The organism is Variovorax sp. GW821-FHT10B04 (genome assembly GCF_059415645.1).
Window position 1 is genome coordinate 105,671 of record NZ_JBWKNQ010000015.1, and the last position, 15,987, is coordinate 121,657.

Consider the following 15,987-nt stretch of genomic DNA (forward strand, 5'->3'; position numbering starts at 1 on the left):
ATCCGTTCGTATGAAACCACATGTCATCTGCCACATGGTGAGCCCGCTGGACGGGCGTCTGATGGTTGGCCCGTGGGCGCCCGAAGGCAGTGCGCTGAAGCAGGCCATTCACGCCGAATACCAACGACTGCACGTCGCCTTCGCGGCTGACGCGTGGCTCGCGGGCACCAAAACAATGGCGGACTTCGCCACCGGCGAGGCCAGAACCGCCGCACAGCCCTACTCAGCCGCCCCGCCGCCGCGCCCGTGGCATCTGGCGGATGCGCAGGCACGCCACTTCGCGATCGCCATCGACCGCAAGGCACGCCTGCACTGGACCACCGCAACGGCCGACGACGGCCACGTGGTGGTGGTCCTCGGCGCGTCGGTGAGAGACGCCCATCTGGCGGAACTCGCTGCGGCCGGCGTGTCCTACCTGGTGATGCCGGCCGAGGAGATCGACCTGCGGGACATGCTGGTCGAACTGCATGCGCGCCTCGGCATTCGCACCGTGTTGCTCGAAGGCGGAGGCACCATCAACGGCGCCTTCCTGAAGGCTGGCGTGGTCGACGAGATCAGCTTGCTGCTGGCTCCCGCCATCGATGGAAGCAGCGGCAGCCCGACCATCTTCGAGGCGGGAACGGACGGGGCAGGCGTGCAGCTCGAACTCCGCTCGGCGGAGCCGGTGGCGGCCGGCGCGGTCCACCTGCGCTATCGGGTCGTGCATGCGTCCGGCCACTGATCTCGCGCAGAACCCTGCGCGCCAATGCGACGCGGGTTGTTCACCCGGCAGCGTCGCCCGCAAACACAGCCTGGGCATCCTCGTGATCTTGAGCGCGCTGATGGCGTTCGCATCGATCTCGACCGACCTGTACCTGCCCGCGATGCCCATGATGCAGTCGGCGCTGCACGCTGCGCCCGGCACGATCGAACTGACGATCTCGGGCTACCTGATCGGCTTCAGCGTGGGTCAGCTGTTCTGGGGTCCCTTGGGCGACCGGCTCGGTCGCCGCTTGCCTATCGCGCTTGGATTGATGTTGTTCATCGTGGGCTCGGCAGGCTGCGCCTTGTCTGGCAGCGCGGTGACCATGATCGGCTGGCGCGCCGTGCAGGCTGCGGGCGCCTGCGCCAGCGTGGTGCTGGCGCGTGCCATCGTTCGCGACCTGTACGCCGGTAACCAGGCGGCCCGCATGATGTCCACGCTGATGACGGTAATGGCCATCGCGCCGCTGCTCGGTCCGAGCGTTGGCGGATTGATACTGCAGGTGTCGTCGTGGCGCGCCATCTTCTGGCTGCTGGTGGTCGTCGGCATCCTGACGCTGGCGGCGGTCTACGTGCTGCCCGAGACCCTGCCCGCGGAGCGCCGCGTGAAGGAACCGTTAGGCAACGCGCTGCACCGCTACATGACGCTGCTGAGGCAGCCGCGGCTGTTGGGCTATGCAGGTGTCGGTGGCTTCTTCTACGGCGGCATGTATGCATACATCGCCGGCACGCCGTTCGCCTATATCGACTATTACCACGTCTCGGCACAGCACTACGGTCTGCTCTTCGGTATCGGCATCGTGGGCATCATGGGTTCGAACATGCTCAATGCACGACTCGTGAGCCGCATCGACTCCGATCATCTGATGCGCATGGGCACTCTGGTGGCCGTGGTGGCCGGGCTGTGGGCCGCGCTCGACGCACGCACTGGCTGGGGCGGGCTGGCAGGGCTGGTTGCACCGCTCTTCCTGTTCGTTTCGGCGGCCGGCCTGATCGTGGCCAGTTCCATCACTGGTGCGCTCGGCGTGGCACCCGAGCATGCGGGCTCGATCTCCGCGCTGATCGGCGCCAGCCAGTACGGCACCGGCATCCTCGGCTCCGCCCTGGTCGGCGCATTCAAGGACGGCACGCCCTGGCCGATGGCGGCGGTCATCGCTGTCTTCGGGATCGGCAGCTACCTGTCGGGTCGAACGGTGAAGCCGCCATCCAGGCGTGCGCTCAAAGCTTGATGAGCGCGGGCAAGCCATACGCACGGATTGCCGTGCGATGGAACAGATCGCTTCTTTCATCCGGTGCCATGCCAAGTGTGCAGCGTTTGAAAGCGTTCCAAAGCTCGACATAGCCGCACGACTGCTTGTCGATAGGGAAATTTCCTTCGAACATGCAGCGCTGCGGTCCGAACGTATCGATGCAGGTGTCCACAAGGGGCTGCCAGGCCAGCGCCAGTTCGCTCGAGGTCGCGGGTCTTCGGGCTCGTTCGAATCCGAAGCCGAACAGTGGCATCCCCATGCCGCCGATCTTCACGTACACATTGGAACGAGCTGCCAATTCTTGCAGTCCCCTGCGCCACGTTGCCCTGTGCTTCGCAGGATCCATTGCGTACTCGGCCACGCCGATGCACATGCCCACATGGTCAAGGATCACGCGCGTGTGCGGAAATGCATCGGCGAGGTCTGCCAGCTCACCGAGCTGGGTGTGGAAGACGACGGCGTCGAAGCTGAGCCCGAAGCGCTCCAGGCATGCGAATCCGCGTCGAAACTGCGCATCGGCCAGAAGCCCCGCCGGTGCGTTATGGATGAAGCCGCCGATGATGCCTTTGTCATGCGTCGCATGATGGCGCACGCCTCGGACCCGTCCACCACCCGCTTCGACATGCACATCCAGGATGCGCGCCGCATCGCCTCCGAGCATCATGTCGACGTTCGAAACGATGCCGGCAGCCACATCGCAAGCATGCGGAACTTGCCGGGTGGCCCCACGACTCTCCTGCAAGATCTTCTCGACCTCGCCGACGGACCGCAAAGCCGGTTCAACATCGTCGCGCCACCCTGATTGGAACGCTTCGATGTAGACCGTACCGATCACGCGATGACCAGACGCCAGATCGCGCGTCAGATCGTCCGCCATGTAATGCTGCGCGTCCGTGCGCACGCCATAGAGATGGTGGTGGGCATCGACGATTGGAAGGTCCGGTTCCAGTGCGAGTTCGCGGCGAGCTCCCGCATGCCAGGCGGCCAGCTCGGCCACGGTCCTCGGGCGGTTGCCACGAAAGACGGCGAACGGCAGCTTGGGCGACATGGACGGAAAGCCCTCTACAACCATTTGCGCAGGCGCGCCGGTAGCAGTCCGATGACACCGGAGCGAAAGTAGAGCACGCAGACGAAGAAGACCGCGCCCTGAACGAACAGCACCCATGAACGCAGGCCTGTGAGGTAGGTCTGCAGCCCCATGAACACGATGGCGCCGACCGCTGGCCCCATGACGGTGCCCAGCCCGCCGACGAGCGTCATCACGATGGGCTCGCCCGACATCGCCCAGTAGACATCAGTCAACGACGCCACTTGCACCACGATCGCTTTGAGTGCACCCGCCAGCCCCGCGAGCCCGGCCGACAAGGTGAAGGCGATGAGCTTGTAGGTATTGACGCGGAAGCCAAGCGAGATCGCGCGCGCCTCGTTGTCACGGATTGCCCGCAATACCTGGCCGAAGGGTGAATCGATGATGCGGAAGATCAGCAGCATCGATGCGATGAACACAACGGCCACGAAAGCGTACAGCGTGAAATCGCTTTCCAGGCTGATCACACCGAAAAGCGCTCCGCGCGGGACGCTGTGGATGCCGTCCTCGCCACCGGTAAAGCTCGGTGCCTGCACGCAGACGAAGTAGAGCAGCTGTGCCAGCGCCAGCGTGATGGTGGCGAAGTAGATACCCTGCCGCCTGATCGCAATGAACCCGAACAGGGCGCCCAGCAGCGTGCCAGCCCCTGTCCCAAGGAGGATGGCCAGCTCGGGCGTGAGGCCCCAACTCTTTGCGGCATGCGCCGACACATAGCTGGCCAGACCGAAGAAGGCCGCGTGACCGAAGGACAGCAGGCCGACGTAGCCAAGCAGCAGGTTGAAGGCGCACGCAAAGATGGCGAAGCACATTGCTTTCATCAGAAAGTCGGGATGGACCCCGAACGGCGCAAGCACCAGGCAGAGTACGAGCACGCCCAGCGCAATCCCCCTGACCTTGCCCGGCGCGGCAAGTGCCTCCATGGCGCGCGGTGGCGGCAACTTGCCGGACTCGGATCGAGCGTTGACGGTCATTGGCGAGACTCCCCAAAGAGGCCCGTCGGCTTGACGAGCAGAACGATGATCATGATCACGAAGACGACCGTGGTTGAGGCCTCCGGGTAGATGACCTTGGTCACGCCCTCCGTGAGGCCTAGCGCAAGCCCGGTGACGATGGAGCCGAAGATCGAGCCCATGCCGCCAATCGCGACCACCGCGAACACCACGATGAGCAGGTCCGACCCCATGGACGGGCTGGCTCCGTAGATCGGGGCGGCAAAGACGCCGGCGAGGGCGGCCAGCCCTACGCCACAGCCGTAAGTCAGTGTGAGCAGGCGCGGCACGTTGATGCCCAGCGCTCGCACCAACGTCGCGTTCTCGGTTGCGGCGCGCAGGTAGGCACCAAGGCGTGTTTTCTCGATGAGCAGCCACGTCGCGAGGCATACCGCCAGCGATGCACCGATCACCCAGAGCCGGTAGTTCGGCATGAAGATCACACCGAGGTTGGTGCCACCCGTCAGGCCTTCTGGCGCGCTGTAGGGCATGCCGGATGAGCCGTACGCGTTTCGGAACAGCGACTCCAGCATCAGCGTCATGCCGTAGGTCAGCAGCATCGAGTAGCTGTGGTCGAGCTGGTAGAGCCGCGAGATGAACAGGCGCTCCAGCACGACGCCGAGCACGCCGACTGCGAGCGGCGCGATCACCAACGACGCCCAGAATCCGAGCCCGAGGTAGTCGCCCAGCATCCAGGCGCCCATGGCCCCCATCATGTAGAACGCGCCATGCGCGAAGTTCACGATGTTCAGCAGCCCGAAGATGACCGCGAGGCCCAGGCTCAGAATCGCGTAGAACGAGCCGTTGATAAGGCCGATCAGCAGCTGGCCCGCCCATGCCTGCACAGGTATGTCGAAGATGTGCATGGCGTCAGATCCCCAGGTAGCGATCGAGCCGGGCCACGGCATCGGCCGTCGCGAGCCGAGGGAGTCGGTCCACGACATGACCCTCCTCGATCACGAAGTAACGGTCGGTCACGGTGGACGCGAAATGCACGTTCTGCTCGACGAGCAGGATCGTAAAACCCGCCCCCTTGAGCGCGCCGATGGTGCGGCCGATCTGCTGCACGATCACCGGCGCCAGCCCTTCCGTCGGCTCGTCCAGCAGCAGGAAGCGCGCACCCGTGCGCAGCACGCGGGCAATCGCCAGCATTTGCTGCTCGCCACCCGAGAGCTTGGTGCCCTGGCTGCGTAGACGCTCCTTCAGGTTGGGGAATAGCTCGAATATCTCGGTGACCGGCATCGGATCCGGGCCGACAACCGTCGGGAGATGCAGGTTCTCCTCCACCGACAACTTGGAGAAGATTCCCCGTTCCTCCGGCACATAGCCGACGCCGAGCCGCGCAATGCCTTCCGGCGGTAGCTTGATGGTCTCGCGCCCCTTGAAGGCGACTGAACCCTTGCGCCTCGGAAGAATGCCCATGACGGAGCGCATGATGGTTGACTTGCCCGCGCCGTTGCGTCCGACAAGCGTCACCACCTCGCCCGGTTGTACATCGAACGAAATGCCGTGCAGCACTTCGTCTTCCCCATAGCCCGCGAACAGTTCGCGCACCGCCAGCAGTGGCGCGCCGGCAGTTCCTGCCTCGCCGGATTCGTTGTGTTCAGACATGCGCGGGACTCGTTCCAATATAGGCCTCGATGACTCGAGGGTCCGCAGCGACGGTCTTGTAGTCGCCTTCTGCCAGCACGCTGCCGCGCGCGAGCACAGTGACATGCGTGCACAGCGAAGACACCACGCTGAGGTTGTGTTCCACCATCAGAATGGTGCGAGTGCGGCCGATGGCTCGGATGATCTCGGCCACACGATCAATGTCCTCGTGTGCCATGCCCGCCATCGGTTCGTCGAGCAGCAGCAGCTGCGGTTCGAGCGCCAGGGTCGTTGCCAACTCCAGGGTGCGCTTGCGGCCATACGACAGGTCGGTTGCAAGATGGCCCGCGTAGTTGTCGAGGCCGACCGTGCCCAGCAGCCGGAAGGCCTCCTCGTCGTACTGGCTGTTGCGTCGCTTCGACGCCAGGAAGTTCAGCCAGTCGCCGTTGCGCTTCTGCACTGCGACGCGGACGTTTTCGAGGACGGTCATGTGCGGGAATACCGCGGAGATCTGGAACGAGCGGACCAGCCCTCGGCGCGCTATTTCGGCGGGCTGTTCCTTCGTGATGTCTCTCCCCAAGAACTCGATCCTGCCGCTGGTTGGTTGCAGGAACTTCGTGAGCAGGTTGAACGTTGTCGTCTTGCCCGCCCCGTTGGGACCGATCAGCGCATGGATCGTGCCCTTGCGCACACGCAGTGACACGTCGTTGACGGCGGTGAACCCACGGAAGCTCTTCGTGAGATTCGTCGCCGAGAGCACCGTCTCTACAGAGACGCTAGACAAACTTGCACTCCGTCTGTGCCAGCGGCCTGAACACCTGATCGCCGGCTAACTTGTCGACCACGTCGGCGACATCGAACTTGCCCTTGGACTGCGCGGGGGTCTTGATCTGCATCACGCTCAGGTCATACACAACGCGGCCGTTGGGACGGATGGAAGAATTTGTCCAGAACTGCGTCGTGATTGGCTGAGAGCGCATACGCGCGGCGACTGCCTTGGCATCGGTCGACTTGACTGCCTCCACCGCCTGAAGGTAATGCGTCACCGCGACGTAGGCCTGCGCGAAGGTTCCGCCTGGCGGGCGTCCCATCTTGTCCTGGAACCGTTTGGCGAACGCACGCGACGCGTCATTGGCATTCCAATAGAACGCGTCCGCGCAGCGCATACCCTGCGCGACATCAACGCCAGCGGCCACGATGTCCGGGAACTGCAGGATCGGTGCGACCACGAACTGTCCTGAGGCCCAGACACCGAACTCGCGCGCCTGCTTCAATGCGCGCATGAGGTCGGTTCCAGCGCTCACGAAGGAAACCACATCCGCACGTGATGCCTGCGCCTGCGCGATGAAGGACGCAAAGTCGGTGGTGTTCAGCGGATGCTTTACCGTGCCGACCACCTGACCGCCGGCCTCCTTGACTGCGGCGATGGACACTGGAGTCGCCGTGTTTCCGAACACGTTGTCCAGACTCACGAAGAACCATTTCTTCTTGGCGTTGGCGCCTGACGCCAGCACCGACGAGCGCGGGAATGCGTAGGAGTCGACTTGCCAGTGAAAGCCGAGCGGAGAGCAGTCCTGTTCGGTGAAATTCATTGCCGCAGCGGCTGTGACGTTGGTGATCACCCCGCGCTCACGGGCCAGCGAATGCGCCGCCAATGCGGCCACGCTGGACCCACTGGGAATCAGCATGTCGATCTTGTCGACGTCGATCCAGCGCTTGGCAATGTCGATCGCCACGTCCGCCTTGTTGAGGTTGTCGCCCATGATCTGCTCGATGGGGCGGCCCAACACCGTGCCGTTGTTGAAGTCCTTGATCGCCATCTGGATCGCGAACTCCTCGCCGGGGCCGTTGGTGTCACGGTAGATACCGGTGTAGTCGGTCAACTGTCCGATCTTCACCGGCCGGGTCTGGCTGAGCGCGAGCCCTGGGAGGGCCAGGGCTGCAGCCCCGCCCGAAATCGTCTTGAGCAAGTCTCTTCTTTGCATGATCTGTCTCCGTATGGTTGGCTGCTGTCTCTCGTGAATGGAACAACATGCGCGCGCCCAGGCGCTGCCGGCCACCACACGGGCGGTCGGCGGACGGGCGGCTTCGGCCGCCCGGGGGAATTCAGGGTGTCGGGAGAACCTGGCAGGCTGGCGTTAGAGAACGCCGTGCGGCAGCAGGATCTGGCGCACCACACCACCGCCGTGGAGAAGGTCGAAACCTTCGTTCAAGCGGTCGAAGCCGATGTGCTCGCTGCGCAGCTTGTCCACGGGCAGTCGCCCGCGAAGGTACATGTCGACGTACTTCGGAATGTCCTCCTGCGGTACGCCGCCACCGAGGAAGGAGCCGCGCAACACGCGCTCTTCGCAGACCCAGTTCAGGTGCGGCACGCTGAAGGTCGCGCTGGACTTTCCGACCCCGACGCCGATGACTTCGCCGCCGCGCACGGTGATTGACTGCGCCATTTCGAGCGCCGACAGATGACCCGAGATCTCGAACGCGTGGTCGACGCCGCCGTTGCTCATGTCGAGCACCTGCTGCACCACCGTCGGGTCGCGTGCATCGAGACAGGTCGTGGCACCTACGGCGCGTGCCAGGTCGAACTTCCCTGGTAGTACGTCGATGCCGATGATCTGCGCGGCACCGGCCTCGCGGGCCGCCATCACCGCAGTGAGACCGACGCCGCCCAGGCCGATGATGGCCACTGAAGCGCCAGGGCGGACCTTGGCGCTGTTGAACACGGCGCCTGCACCAGTCACCACCGCGCATCCGAACAATGCAGCCACGTCGAAGGGCACGCCCGCATCGATCTTGATGAGCGACTGCGGCGCCACCACCGCGTACTGCGCATAGACCGAGATGCCACTGTAATGGTTGAGTCGGCCGCCGTCAGTCAGTTGCAGCCGCCGTGCGCCGGTGGCAAGCATGCCCTCGGCACGCGCACCGCTGACGGCCTGGCACACACCTGGCCGGCCGGCCAGGCAGGTGCGGCATTTGCCGCAGCCGGCGACACCGGCCATTGCCACGTGATCGCCGGGCTTCAGCCCGGTGACACCACGGCCCACTTCGCGCACGATGCCCGCGCCTTCGTGGCCGCCCACGATGGGCAGCGGGCGCTTGCGCAAGCCCTCCACGACCGAGAGGTCGGAGTGGCAGAGCCCCGCCCCGCGGACCTCGACCAGCACCTCACCCTCGCCCGGTCCGTCGAGGTCCACTTCCTCGATCCTGAAAGGCTGGCTCTGGGCATAGGGCGCTGCCATGCCTTGTTCGTACATGACGGCTGCGGTCATTCTCAACATGTTGTGTCTCCTTTGATGTCGTCGGCGCCGGAAGCGCCATTCACCTGTAGCTCACGATGGCGATGATCCATCGTCGAGAGACAGTCTAGAAAATGCGAGGCGATCGCGTCCATGGTTGTTTTCGGGAATCCGTGATCTCGTTTCGCGAATGCCGTGCGGCTCATGAGGTGCGCATCGGCTTCGACGGCTTGGGCACGAAACTCATCAGCGTCTGGCTCAACGCGCCGTCGACCAGAATGTCCTGCCCGTCGACGTATCCAGAACGATCGCTCGCCAGGAACGCAATCACATTCGCGAGGTCGACGGCGTCCGCCACCTTGCCCACCGGCACCATGCGTCGACGTGCCTCGCCGACCTCTGCGTCGCCATAGGCCACCTCGGTCGCCGGCGTTCGCACCAGCCCTGGCGACACCGAGTTGCAGCGGATGCGGTGCGCGGCCAGTTCCAGCGAGAGCATGCGTGTCATCATGAGCAGGCCCGCCTTGCTCACGCTGTAGACGCCGCCCTCTGCGAGCGGCAGGTGCCCGCAAATGGAGGCCACGTTGACGATGCTCCCGCCCTGCCCTGCATCGATCATCTGCCGTCCGAAAGCACGCGTGCAGATCAACGCGCCGGTGACATTGACCGCGAACATGCGGTCCCACCGCCCGAGGTCAGTGTCCATCAGCGGACCTGCATAGCCGACCAACGCGGCGTTGTTGACCAGCACCTGGCATGGCCCCAGCAACTCCGTCACCTTTTGCGCCGCGGAAGCGATGGCATTGACGTCCGTCACGTCTGCGGCCAAGCCGATTGCACGTCCGCCATCGCGCTCGATATCTGCGGCGACAGCTGCAGCACTGTCGGCATCGCGGTCGAGCACCGCCACTTGCGCGCCATGCCCGGCCAGCTCCCGTGCCGTACCCGCGCCAATGCCACTGCCACCACCGGTGACCACGCAGACGCGGCCGGCGAGACCCAGCCACGCATCCGCTTCCTTCTTCGTATCCATGAAAGTTCCTTGTTGAAGTTGTCGGTCGGGCGTCACTGATGCGAGAACAGCGTCGCCCCTTCCGCCAGCGCTTGCGCGCGAAAAATCAGTGAGCCGCGTCCGCCCAGTTCGTCGCGCGCAACGATCACCACATCGCGCGAGCCCGGGACAAATGCCAGGCTGGTGCTTTTGAGGAAATGGTTGTCGTCGCGACCCGGCAGCAGGATCTGGCCGATGGGAACGCCGTAGGGACTGAAGGCGAGTACGCGCCCCTGGTGGAACATCGCGACGTATACGTTGCCTTCGGCATCGGCACGCATCGAGTCAGGCGCTCGCCCGATGAAGTGGTAAGGCACCGAAGAGCCGAAATGCGCAAGGGTGACGGCGTCCTGAAGCTCGACGCGGTGCAGCCGCCCTGCAGAAAACTCGGTGGCCCAGAGCACCTTGCCGTCGGGGCTGAGCGCCACGCCATTGGCAGCGCACATCCGAGGCAACACCGCAGTGATGGCGCGGAAGTCCGCCGAGACGTGAAAGACACCGCCGGCCGGATCCGTCGACGTGCCTTTGAAGTCGGTGAAGTAGAAGCCGCCGGCACTGTCGAAGACGAGGTCGTCGGGCAGGTAGCCGGCGCTGGCTGGCACGATGGTCTGCACGTGGCCGCTGGCGGGGTCGATCGCGATCACGCTGCCGCTGGAGAAGTCGCCGACACCCGCCACGAAGACGCGACCGTCCTTGTGGATCGCGATACCCGCAGGGCGCAGCGTGGGGTCGGTATGGAGCGTCGTCAGGACGCAGGCCTGCGACAGGCACAGCACCCGCCCGCCGAAGGTGTCGACGAACAGGAGATTGCCGCTTCGGTCGTATGCGGGGCCCTCGAGGCCGAGCGCCGCATCGGAAACCTTGAAGTACGGCTCGGCCGTCACGGTCGGCAGGTCGCGTTCACTCGCGGGAATCGGCGACAGACCGCGCGTTGCGCGTGTCGGGCGCAGCGCCGCATCGGCACTCACGCCCAGGGCTCTGGATCGCATGGGGTTCCTTTTCATGGGGATCGTTGCGCGGAGCAATGCCGCGACGCCGGGTCGGCGCAGCGTCAGGTCGCTGCGGCTACCGGCGGGACCATCTGCGTGCCCGCCAGTCGGTCAACCAGCAATGCCACCGCATTGACCTGCAGCTCCGGGCCCATCTGATTGATCGCCATCTGATAGAACTCCTTGACCAGGTTGCCGAAGAGCATCGTGACCCCGGAGTCGACGCCGAGCTGACAAGCCAGACGCAGGTCCTTGTGCAGCAGACCCACGGTAAAGCCCGAGGAGAGTTGGCCGGTCAGGATATGCGAGCTCATGAAGCGTTCGACGAAAAAGTTGCGGCCGGAGCCCGACAGGATGATCTCCACGGCCCGCTGCGGCTCGATGCCGTTCTTCACCGCGAGCGCTACAGCTTCGAGACTGAACAGACGTTGTCCGGCGGCGAGCAGGTTGTTGACCAGCTTGGCGACATGCCCGGCACCGATCTCCCCCGCGCGCAGGATGTTCGGGCTGATGGCTTGCAGCACCGGCTGGATTCGCTCGTACTGCGCCTGCGTCGCGCCGACCATGATGGCGATGGTGCCGGCATCGGCGCCCTGGGGGCCACCGCTCACAGGTGCATCGATCAGCGTCAATCCGTGCTCAACGAGTTCTGCAGCCATGGCACGGGTCACGGTCGGATCGCCCGTCGTCTGGTCCACGATCAGCGTACCGGCACGGGCCGTGCTGACGATGCCTTCGTCCCCGAAGATCACCGCGCGCACGTGGTTCGAAGTGGGCAGGCACAGCAGGATGGTGTCGCATTGCGCGGCGAGCTCGCGCACGCCGGCGCAGGCTCTCGCGCCAGCGTCGACCAGCCGCTGCACGGCGGCCGCGTCCCGGTCGTAGACGCACAGCGTGTGCTGCAGTTGGAGCCTCCTGGCCAGGGCGCCGCCCATGTTGCCGAGGCCCACATATCCGATGTTCATGTCTGTCTCCATCATTGTTGCCGCGCGTCAGTTCGCATCGGTTTTGTCGGCAGTGTAGGAAGCGTCCCGCGGAAGGGTCCATGGCGTTTTTCAGCACGCCGCCTCCTTGATTCCCGAACGATGCCGATGCGCACCGGACCGTGCTGCACCGTTCGCAAAACCTGCACACCGGCTCCCGAAAAAGGCCATGGACGCGTCGCCAACGCGCTTCCTAAACTGCGCCGCAACAAGAACGCACAGGCGTCGCCACCCAGCTGGCGATGGGCCCTGGCAACAACCAGGAGACAGACATGAACACCGCATCTTTCGGGCCACGCGATCGCGACGCTCATTGCCTGCAGGTCAGGCCTGAACGCTCCGCCCGTCCCACTGCTCTTCGCCGGGGCCAGGTCATGGACGACGGACTCGATCTGGAGGACCGCGATCCGGTGCATACAGCATCACCAAGGCGGCCGCGGCCGTGTTGTCGCGCCTGATCGCACTCGAATGGGCGGCGAGCGGTGGCTTCCGGCGCATGTTGTCGAGCCTTGTTCCTCGGGAGGGCTTCGGCAGGACTGCCGAAGGCTGACCCGGAGGATCACCGGTTCAACCAGTTTCGAAGGACGGCGGAAACGCCGTCGTGCCAGGGCCGAAGACGGCCAAACCGACGGGCGGCGACACCGCCTGCGGACCACCATGGAGACAAAGATGACACCAGAAATCTCGAAGCAGGCCCGTCCTGCGACCACCCACCCGCATGCCTCGCGCCGGTTGAGATCCTCTCTGCTGGGGCTCGTGCTGTCTGCGGGTCTCGCGGCCGGCGCGGGCGCCCAGACGCTCAAGATCGGCGTGATCGCCGCGTTGACCGGACCGGGCGCACCGTGGGGGCTCGCGGCGCAGCAAGGCGCGAAGATCCTTGCCGCCGAAGTCAATGCCAAAGGCGGCCTCGAGGTCGCGGGCAAAAAATACATGGTCGACGTGGTCGCTTATGACGACCAGTACAAGGCTACCGACGCAGTGGCAGCGTACCAGCGCCTGGTGAAGCAGGACGACGTGCGCTACCTGATCCTCATGAGTTCGCCGTCCACCATGGCACTGAAGCAAAGCGTGGAGGACGACCAGGTGGTCGCGCTCACCTCGGGCATCACGCCCTTCGCGGTCGACGCCAAGACGAAGTACATGTTCCGCCTGTTCAGCAATCCGGTGGACTATGTTCCCGGCTTCGCGCAATGGCTGAGGGCCAACGTCAAGGAAAGACGCATCGTCGTGCTCAATCCGAATGACGAGGCAGGTCTGGACCAGAACCAGCTGTGCGAGGGCCTGTACCGCAAAGCGGGCTTCGACGTGGTTGGCCGAGAGCTCTTCGAGCGCGCGCAGAAGGACTTTCAGCCGCTGCTGACAAAGATCATCGGCATGAAACCCGACATCATCGATCTCGGCAGCACGGCTCCGGCGACGGCCGGGGTGCTGGTTCGCCAGGGTCGCGAGCTGGGATACAAGGGGCTGTTCGTCAAGAGTTCGGGGCCGAGTCCCAAGGAGATCGTCGCCGCCGCGGGCAAGGAGGCGGCCGAGGGCATGGTCAACCTGCTCTATGTCGATCCGGGCAACGACGGCTACAAGCAGATCGCTGCCGAGTACCGCAAGGCCATTGGTCAGGAGCCCAACGAGATCATCGTTCCGTTCTACGACGCGACAAACGTGCTGCTGCGCGCCATCCAGAAAGCCGGCGACGTGCGCGACACGACCAAGGTCGCCGCCGCATTCGCCCAGGCGCTGCCGATGCAATCGGTGCAGGGCGACACCCTCACCCTGGGCGGCAAGGCAACCTCTGGCGTCGATCGACAGATCCTCACGGTGGACTACATCGGCGTCATCAGGGATGGCAAGGCTGTCTCTGTCGGGAAGGTCAGATGAGCACGCCAGGCACGGCAGCCCTGCCGGCCATCAATAGCGGCGGCGAAGGCATCTATCAGGTCTTCTCGCTCTGCTTTGCACGGGGTCGGACACGGCGCGTACATGACAACTTCATGGATCGCGATGTACACGACGGTCCCATGCCGCTGGACTACAACGTCTGGATCCTGCGCAATGCGCACCGCACGGTACTGGTCGACACCGGCTTTGCGCAGCCGATTGCCGTCGAGCGCGACAAGCCACTCGACTTCGATCCGGTCGAGGCCTTGTCGCGCATGGGGATAGATCCCGACGCGATCGAAGACGTGATCATCAGCCACCTGCACTACGACCACGCCGGCAACATGGACCGGTTCGCCAAGGCGCGCTTCCACGTGCAGGAAGCGGAAATCACTTTCGCCACCGGGCGCTGCATGTGCGAGCGCAAGCCCCGCCTCGCCTTCCACATCGAAGACATCGTGACGCTGGTGCGGCACACCTACGCCGACCGCGCCTGCCTGTATGCCGGCGACGCGGACCTTCTGCCAGGGATCAGCCTGCATCTGCTGCCGGGTCACAGCACGGGAATGCAGGCGGTGAAGGTGATGACGCCGCGCGGGCCGATCGTGCTGGCGTCCGACGTCACCCACTACTTCGCCAACCTGCTGCGGCGTGCACCTTTCGCGTGGACCAGCGATACCGAGGCGACGCTTCGGTCCTACGACCGGCTGCTGGCGCTCGCCGGCTCGTTGGACAGGGTGATTCCGGGTCACGACCCCAAGCTGCGCTCGCTCTATCCGACGCAGCGAATCAACGGCATCGAGCTGCTCGCGCTGCACGAGCCGCCCCGGCCACACGATGTCCTCGAACTCTCGCGGATCGACAACTTTCAATGACGCGCCAGCCATGCCTGCGCAGACAGGCGGGCTGGGGCATATACCTACCAGGAGACAACCATGAAGTCGACGCCCCATTCCATTGCTCATGAGATTCGGACGACCGCAGCAGCGCTCGCCATCCGCTCGCGCGGCCCGGCACTCAGCCTCGCGCTGTCGGCGGGCCTGCTCACGGCCGTCCACGCGCAGACGCTCAAGATCGGCGTCATCGCACCGCTCACCGGCGGTGGCGCACCCTGGGGGATGGCCGCCGCAGAAGCCCCCAAGATCCTTGCTGCGGAACTCAACGCCAACGGCGGGCTGCAGGTGGGAACCAAGAAATACCGCATTGAGGTCGTCGCCTACGACGACCAGTACAAGGCCGCGGACTCGGTCGCGGCCTACAACCGATTGGTCAATCAGGACGGCGTGAAGTACATGATCGTCCACACCTCGCCAGCGGCAATGGCACTGAAGCAGAACGTCGAGGACGACAAGGTCGTCGCGCTCACGGCGGCCGCCACCGGCAAGGCATTCGACGCGAACACGAAGTACATGTTCCGTGTGGTCAATGCGCCGGTCGACTATGTGAGTTCGCTGATTCCGTGGATCAAGAACCACTACAAGGGCTCGCGCATCGCTGTGCTCAATCCCAATGACGAAACGGGTTGGGATCAGGCCAAGCTGAGCGGCAGCGTCTACAAGGAAAACGGCTACGAGGTGCTCGGCAACGATCTCTACGAGCGTTCGCAAAAGGACTTCCAGCCGGTCTTCACCAAGATCATTGGCATGAAGCCGGACGTGATCGACCTCGGCAGCACGCCTCCGGCGACCGCCGGTCTGATGATCCGGCAGGCACGGGAGCTGGGCTACAAAGGCCTGTTCATCAAGACCGGCGGCGCGGGTCCTAAGGAGATCGTCGCAGCAGCCGGCCCTGCAGCCTCCGAGGGGATGATCAGCATGCTCTATATCGATCCGACAAACGATGGCTATCGCAGGGTTGCGGCGGCCTACAGGAAGTCTGTCGGGCAGGAGCCCAACGAGATGCTGGGGTCACTGTACGACGGCGTCAATGTCCTCTTGCAGGCGATCCAGCGAGCTGGCGATGTGAACGACACGGCCAAGGTGGCCGCGAGCTTCGCCAAGGCGCTGCCGATGAAGTCCGTACAGGGCGACATGCTCACGCTCGGCGGCAAGTCGACGATCGGCGCGAACCAGCAGGTCATGTCGGTCACGTACGTCGGCGAGATCAAGAACGGCCAGCCGGTCGTCGTCGGCAAGGTCAACTGATCACTCACGCTCCGCCACTGCACGGCGCGCAAGGGCCGGGCCTGGCTGG

General features: G+C 64.6%; 15 protein-coding genes. 5 read left to right on the forward strand and 10 right to left on the reverse strand.

What is annotated here, in order from left to right:
* Positions 1-10: 10 nt before the first annotated feature.
* Positions 11-721, forward strand: a complete 711-nt coding sequence (locus AC07PZ_RS28050) for a dihydrofolate reductase family protein (protein WP_495298448.1) — start codon at positions 11-13, stop codon at positions 719-721.
* 76 nt (positions 722-797) lie between these two features.
* The gene (locus AC07PZ_RS28055; protein WP_495298522.1) at positions 798-1,970 is read left to right on the forward strand and encodes a multidrug effflux MFS transporter; all 1,173 of its coding nucleotides are present in this window, start codon (positions 798-800) and stop codon (positions 1,968-1,970) included.
* Here the strand turns inward: AC07PZ_RS28055 and AC07PZ_RS28060 are convergent.
* The 10 genes from AC07PZ_RS28060 to AC07PZ_RS28105 form a co-directional block, all read right to left on the reverse strand.
* A complete protein-coding gene (locus tag AC07PZ_RS28060) occupies positions 1,960-3,039 on the reverse strand; it encodes an amidohydrolase family protein (RefSeq protein ID WP_495298449.1) in 1,080 nt (359 codons plus the stop codon). The two genes, AC07PZ_RS28055 and AC07PZ_RS28060, sit on opposite strands and share 11 nt — an antisense overlap.
* A 14-nt stretch (positions 3,040-3,053) precedes the next feature.
* Positions 3,054-4,049 carry a branched-chain amino acid ABC transporter permease gene (locus AC07PZ_RS28065; protein WP_495298450.1) on the reverse strand — a complete coding sequence of 332 codons (996 nt, stop codon included), beginning with the start codon at positions 4,047-4,049 and terminating at the stop codon, positions 3,054-3,056.
* Positions 4,046-4,933, reverse strand: a complete 888-nt coding sequence (locus AC07PZ_RS28070; RefSeq protein WP_495298451.1) for a branched-chain amino acid ABC transporter permease — start codon at positions 4,931-4,933, stop codon at positions 4,046-4,048. The genes AC07PZ_RS28065 and AC07PZ_RS28070 overlap by 4 nt, the downstream gene beginning before the upstream one ends.
* A gap of 4 nt (positions 4,934-4,937) precedes the next feature.
* A complete protein-coding gene (locus AC07PZ_RS28075; protein WP_495298452.1) occupies positions 4,938-5,678 on the reverse strand; it encodes an ABC transporter ATP-binding protein in 741 nt (246 codons plus the stop codon).
* Positions 5,671-6,441, reverse strand: a complete 771-nt coding sequence (locus AC07PZ_RS28080; RefSeq protein ID WP_495298453.1) for an ABC transporter ATP-binding protein — start codon at positions 6,439-6,441, stop codon at positions 5,671-5,673. Before AC07PZ_RS28080 ends, AC07PZ_RS28075 begins: the two co-directional genes overlap by 8 nt.
* Positions 6,434-7,642, reverse strand: coding sequence for an ABC transporter substrate-binding protein (locus AC07PZ_RS28085; RefSeq protein ID WP_495298454.1), 1,209 nt, complete (start codon positions 7,640-7,642; stop codon positions 6,434-6,436). Before AC07PZ_RS28085 ends, AC07PZ_RS28080 begins: the two co-directional genes overlap by 8 nt.
* Before the next feature lie 153 nt (positions 7,643-7,795).
* Positions 7,796-8,938, reverse strand: coding sequence for an alcohol dehydrogenase catalytic domain-containing protein (locus tag AC07PZ_RS28090; RefSeq protein ID WP_495298455.1), 1,143 nt, complete (start codon positions 8,936-8,938; stop codon positions 7,796-7,798).
* A gap of 160 nt (positions 8,939-9,098) precedes the next feature.
* Positions 9,099-9,929, reverse strand: a complete 831-nt coding sequence (locus AC07PZ_RS28095; RefSeq protein WP_495298456.1) for an SDR family NAD(P)-dependent oxidoreductase — start codon at positions 9,927-9,929, stop codon at positions 9,099-9,101.
* Between the two features lie 32 nt (positions 9,930-9,961).
* Positions 9,962-10,936: an SMP-30/gluconolactonase/LRE family protein gene (locus AC07PZ_RS28100; protein WP_495298457.1), complete on the reverse strand. Its 975-nt coding sequence runs from the start codon at positions 10,934-10,936 to the stop codon at positions 9,962-9,964.
* 62 nt (positions 10,937-10,998) lie between these two features.
* Complete coding sequence (locus AC07PZ_RS28105; RefSeq protein ID WP_495298458.1) at positions 10,999-11,901, reverse strand: NAD(P)-dependent oxidoreductase; 903 nt, start codon at positions 11,899-11,901, stop codon at positions 10,999-11,001.
* A gap of 486 nt (positions 11,902-12,387) precedes the next feature.
* On the opposite strand from AC07PZ_RS28105, the gene AC07PZ_RS28110 reads away from it, so the two are divergent.
* The 3 genes from AC07PZ_RS28110 to AC07PZ_RS28120 all read left to right on the forward strand — a co-directional run bounded on the left by AC07PZ_RS28110 (position 12,388) and on the right by AC07PZ_RS28120 (position 15,938).
* Positions 12,388-13,794: an ABC transporter substrate-binding protein gene (locus AC07PZ_RS28110; protein WP_495298459.1), complete on the forward strand. Its 1,407-nt coding sequence runs from the start codon at positions 12,388-12,390 to the stop codon at positions 13,792-13,794.
* A gap of 113 nt (positions 13,795-13,907) precedes the next feature.
* Complete coding sequence (locus AC07PZ_RS28115; RefSeq protein ID WP_495298460.1) at positions 13,908-14,669, forward strand: N-acyl homoserine lactonase family protein; 762 nt, start codon at positions 13,908-13,910, stop codon at positions 14,667-14,669.
* Between the two features lie 60 nt (positions 14,670-14,729).
* Positions 14,730-15,938: an ABC transporter substrate-binding protein gene (locus AC07PZ_RS28120; RefSeq protein ID WP_495298461.1), complete on the forward strand. Its 1,209-nt coding sequence runs from the start codon at positions 14,730-14,732 to the stop codon at positions 15,936-15,938.
* Positions 15,939-15,987 lie beyond the last annotated feature (49 nt).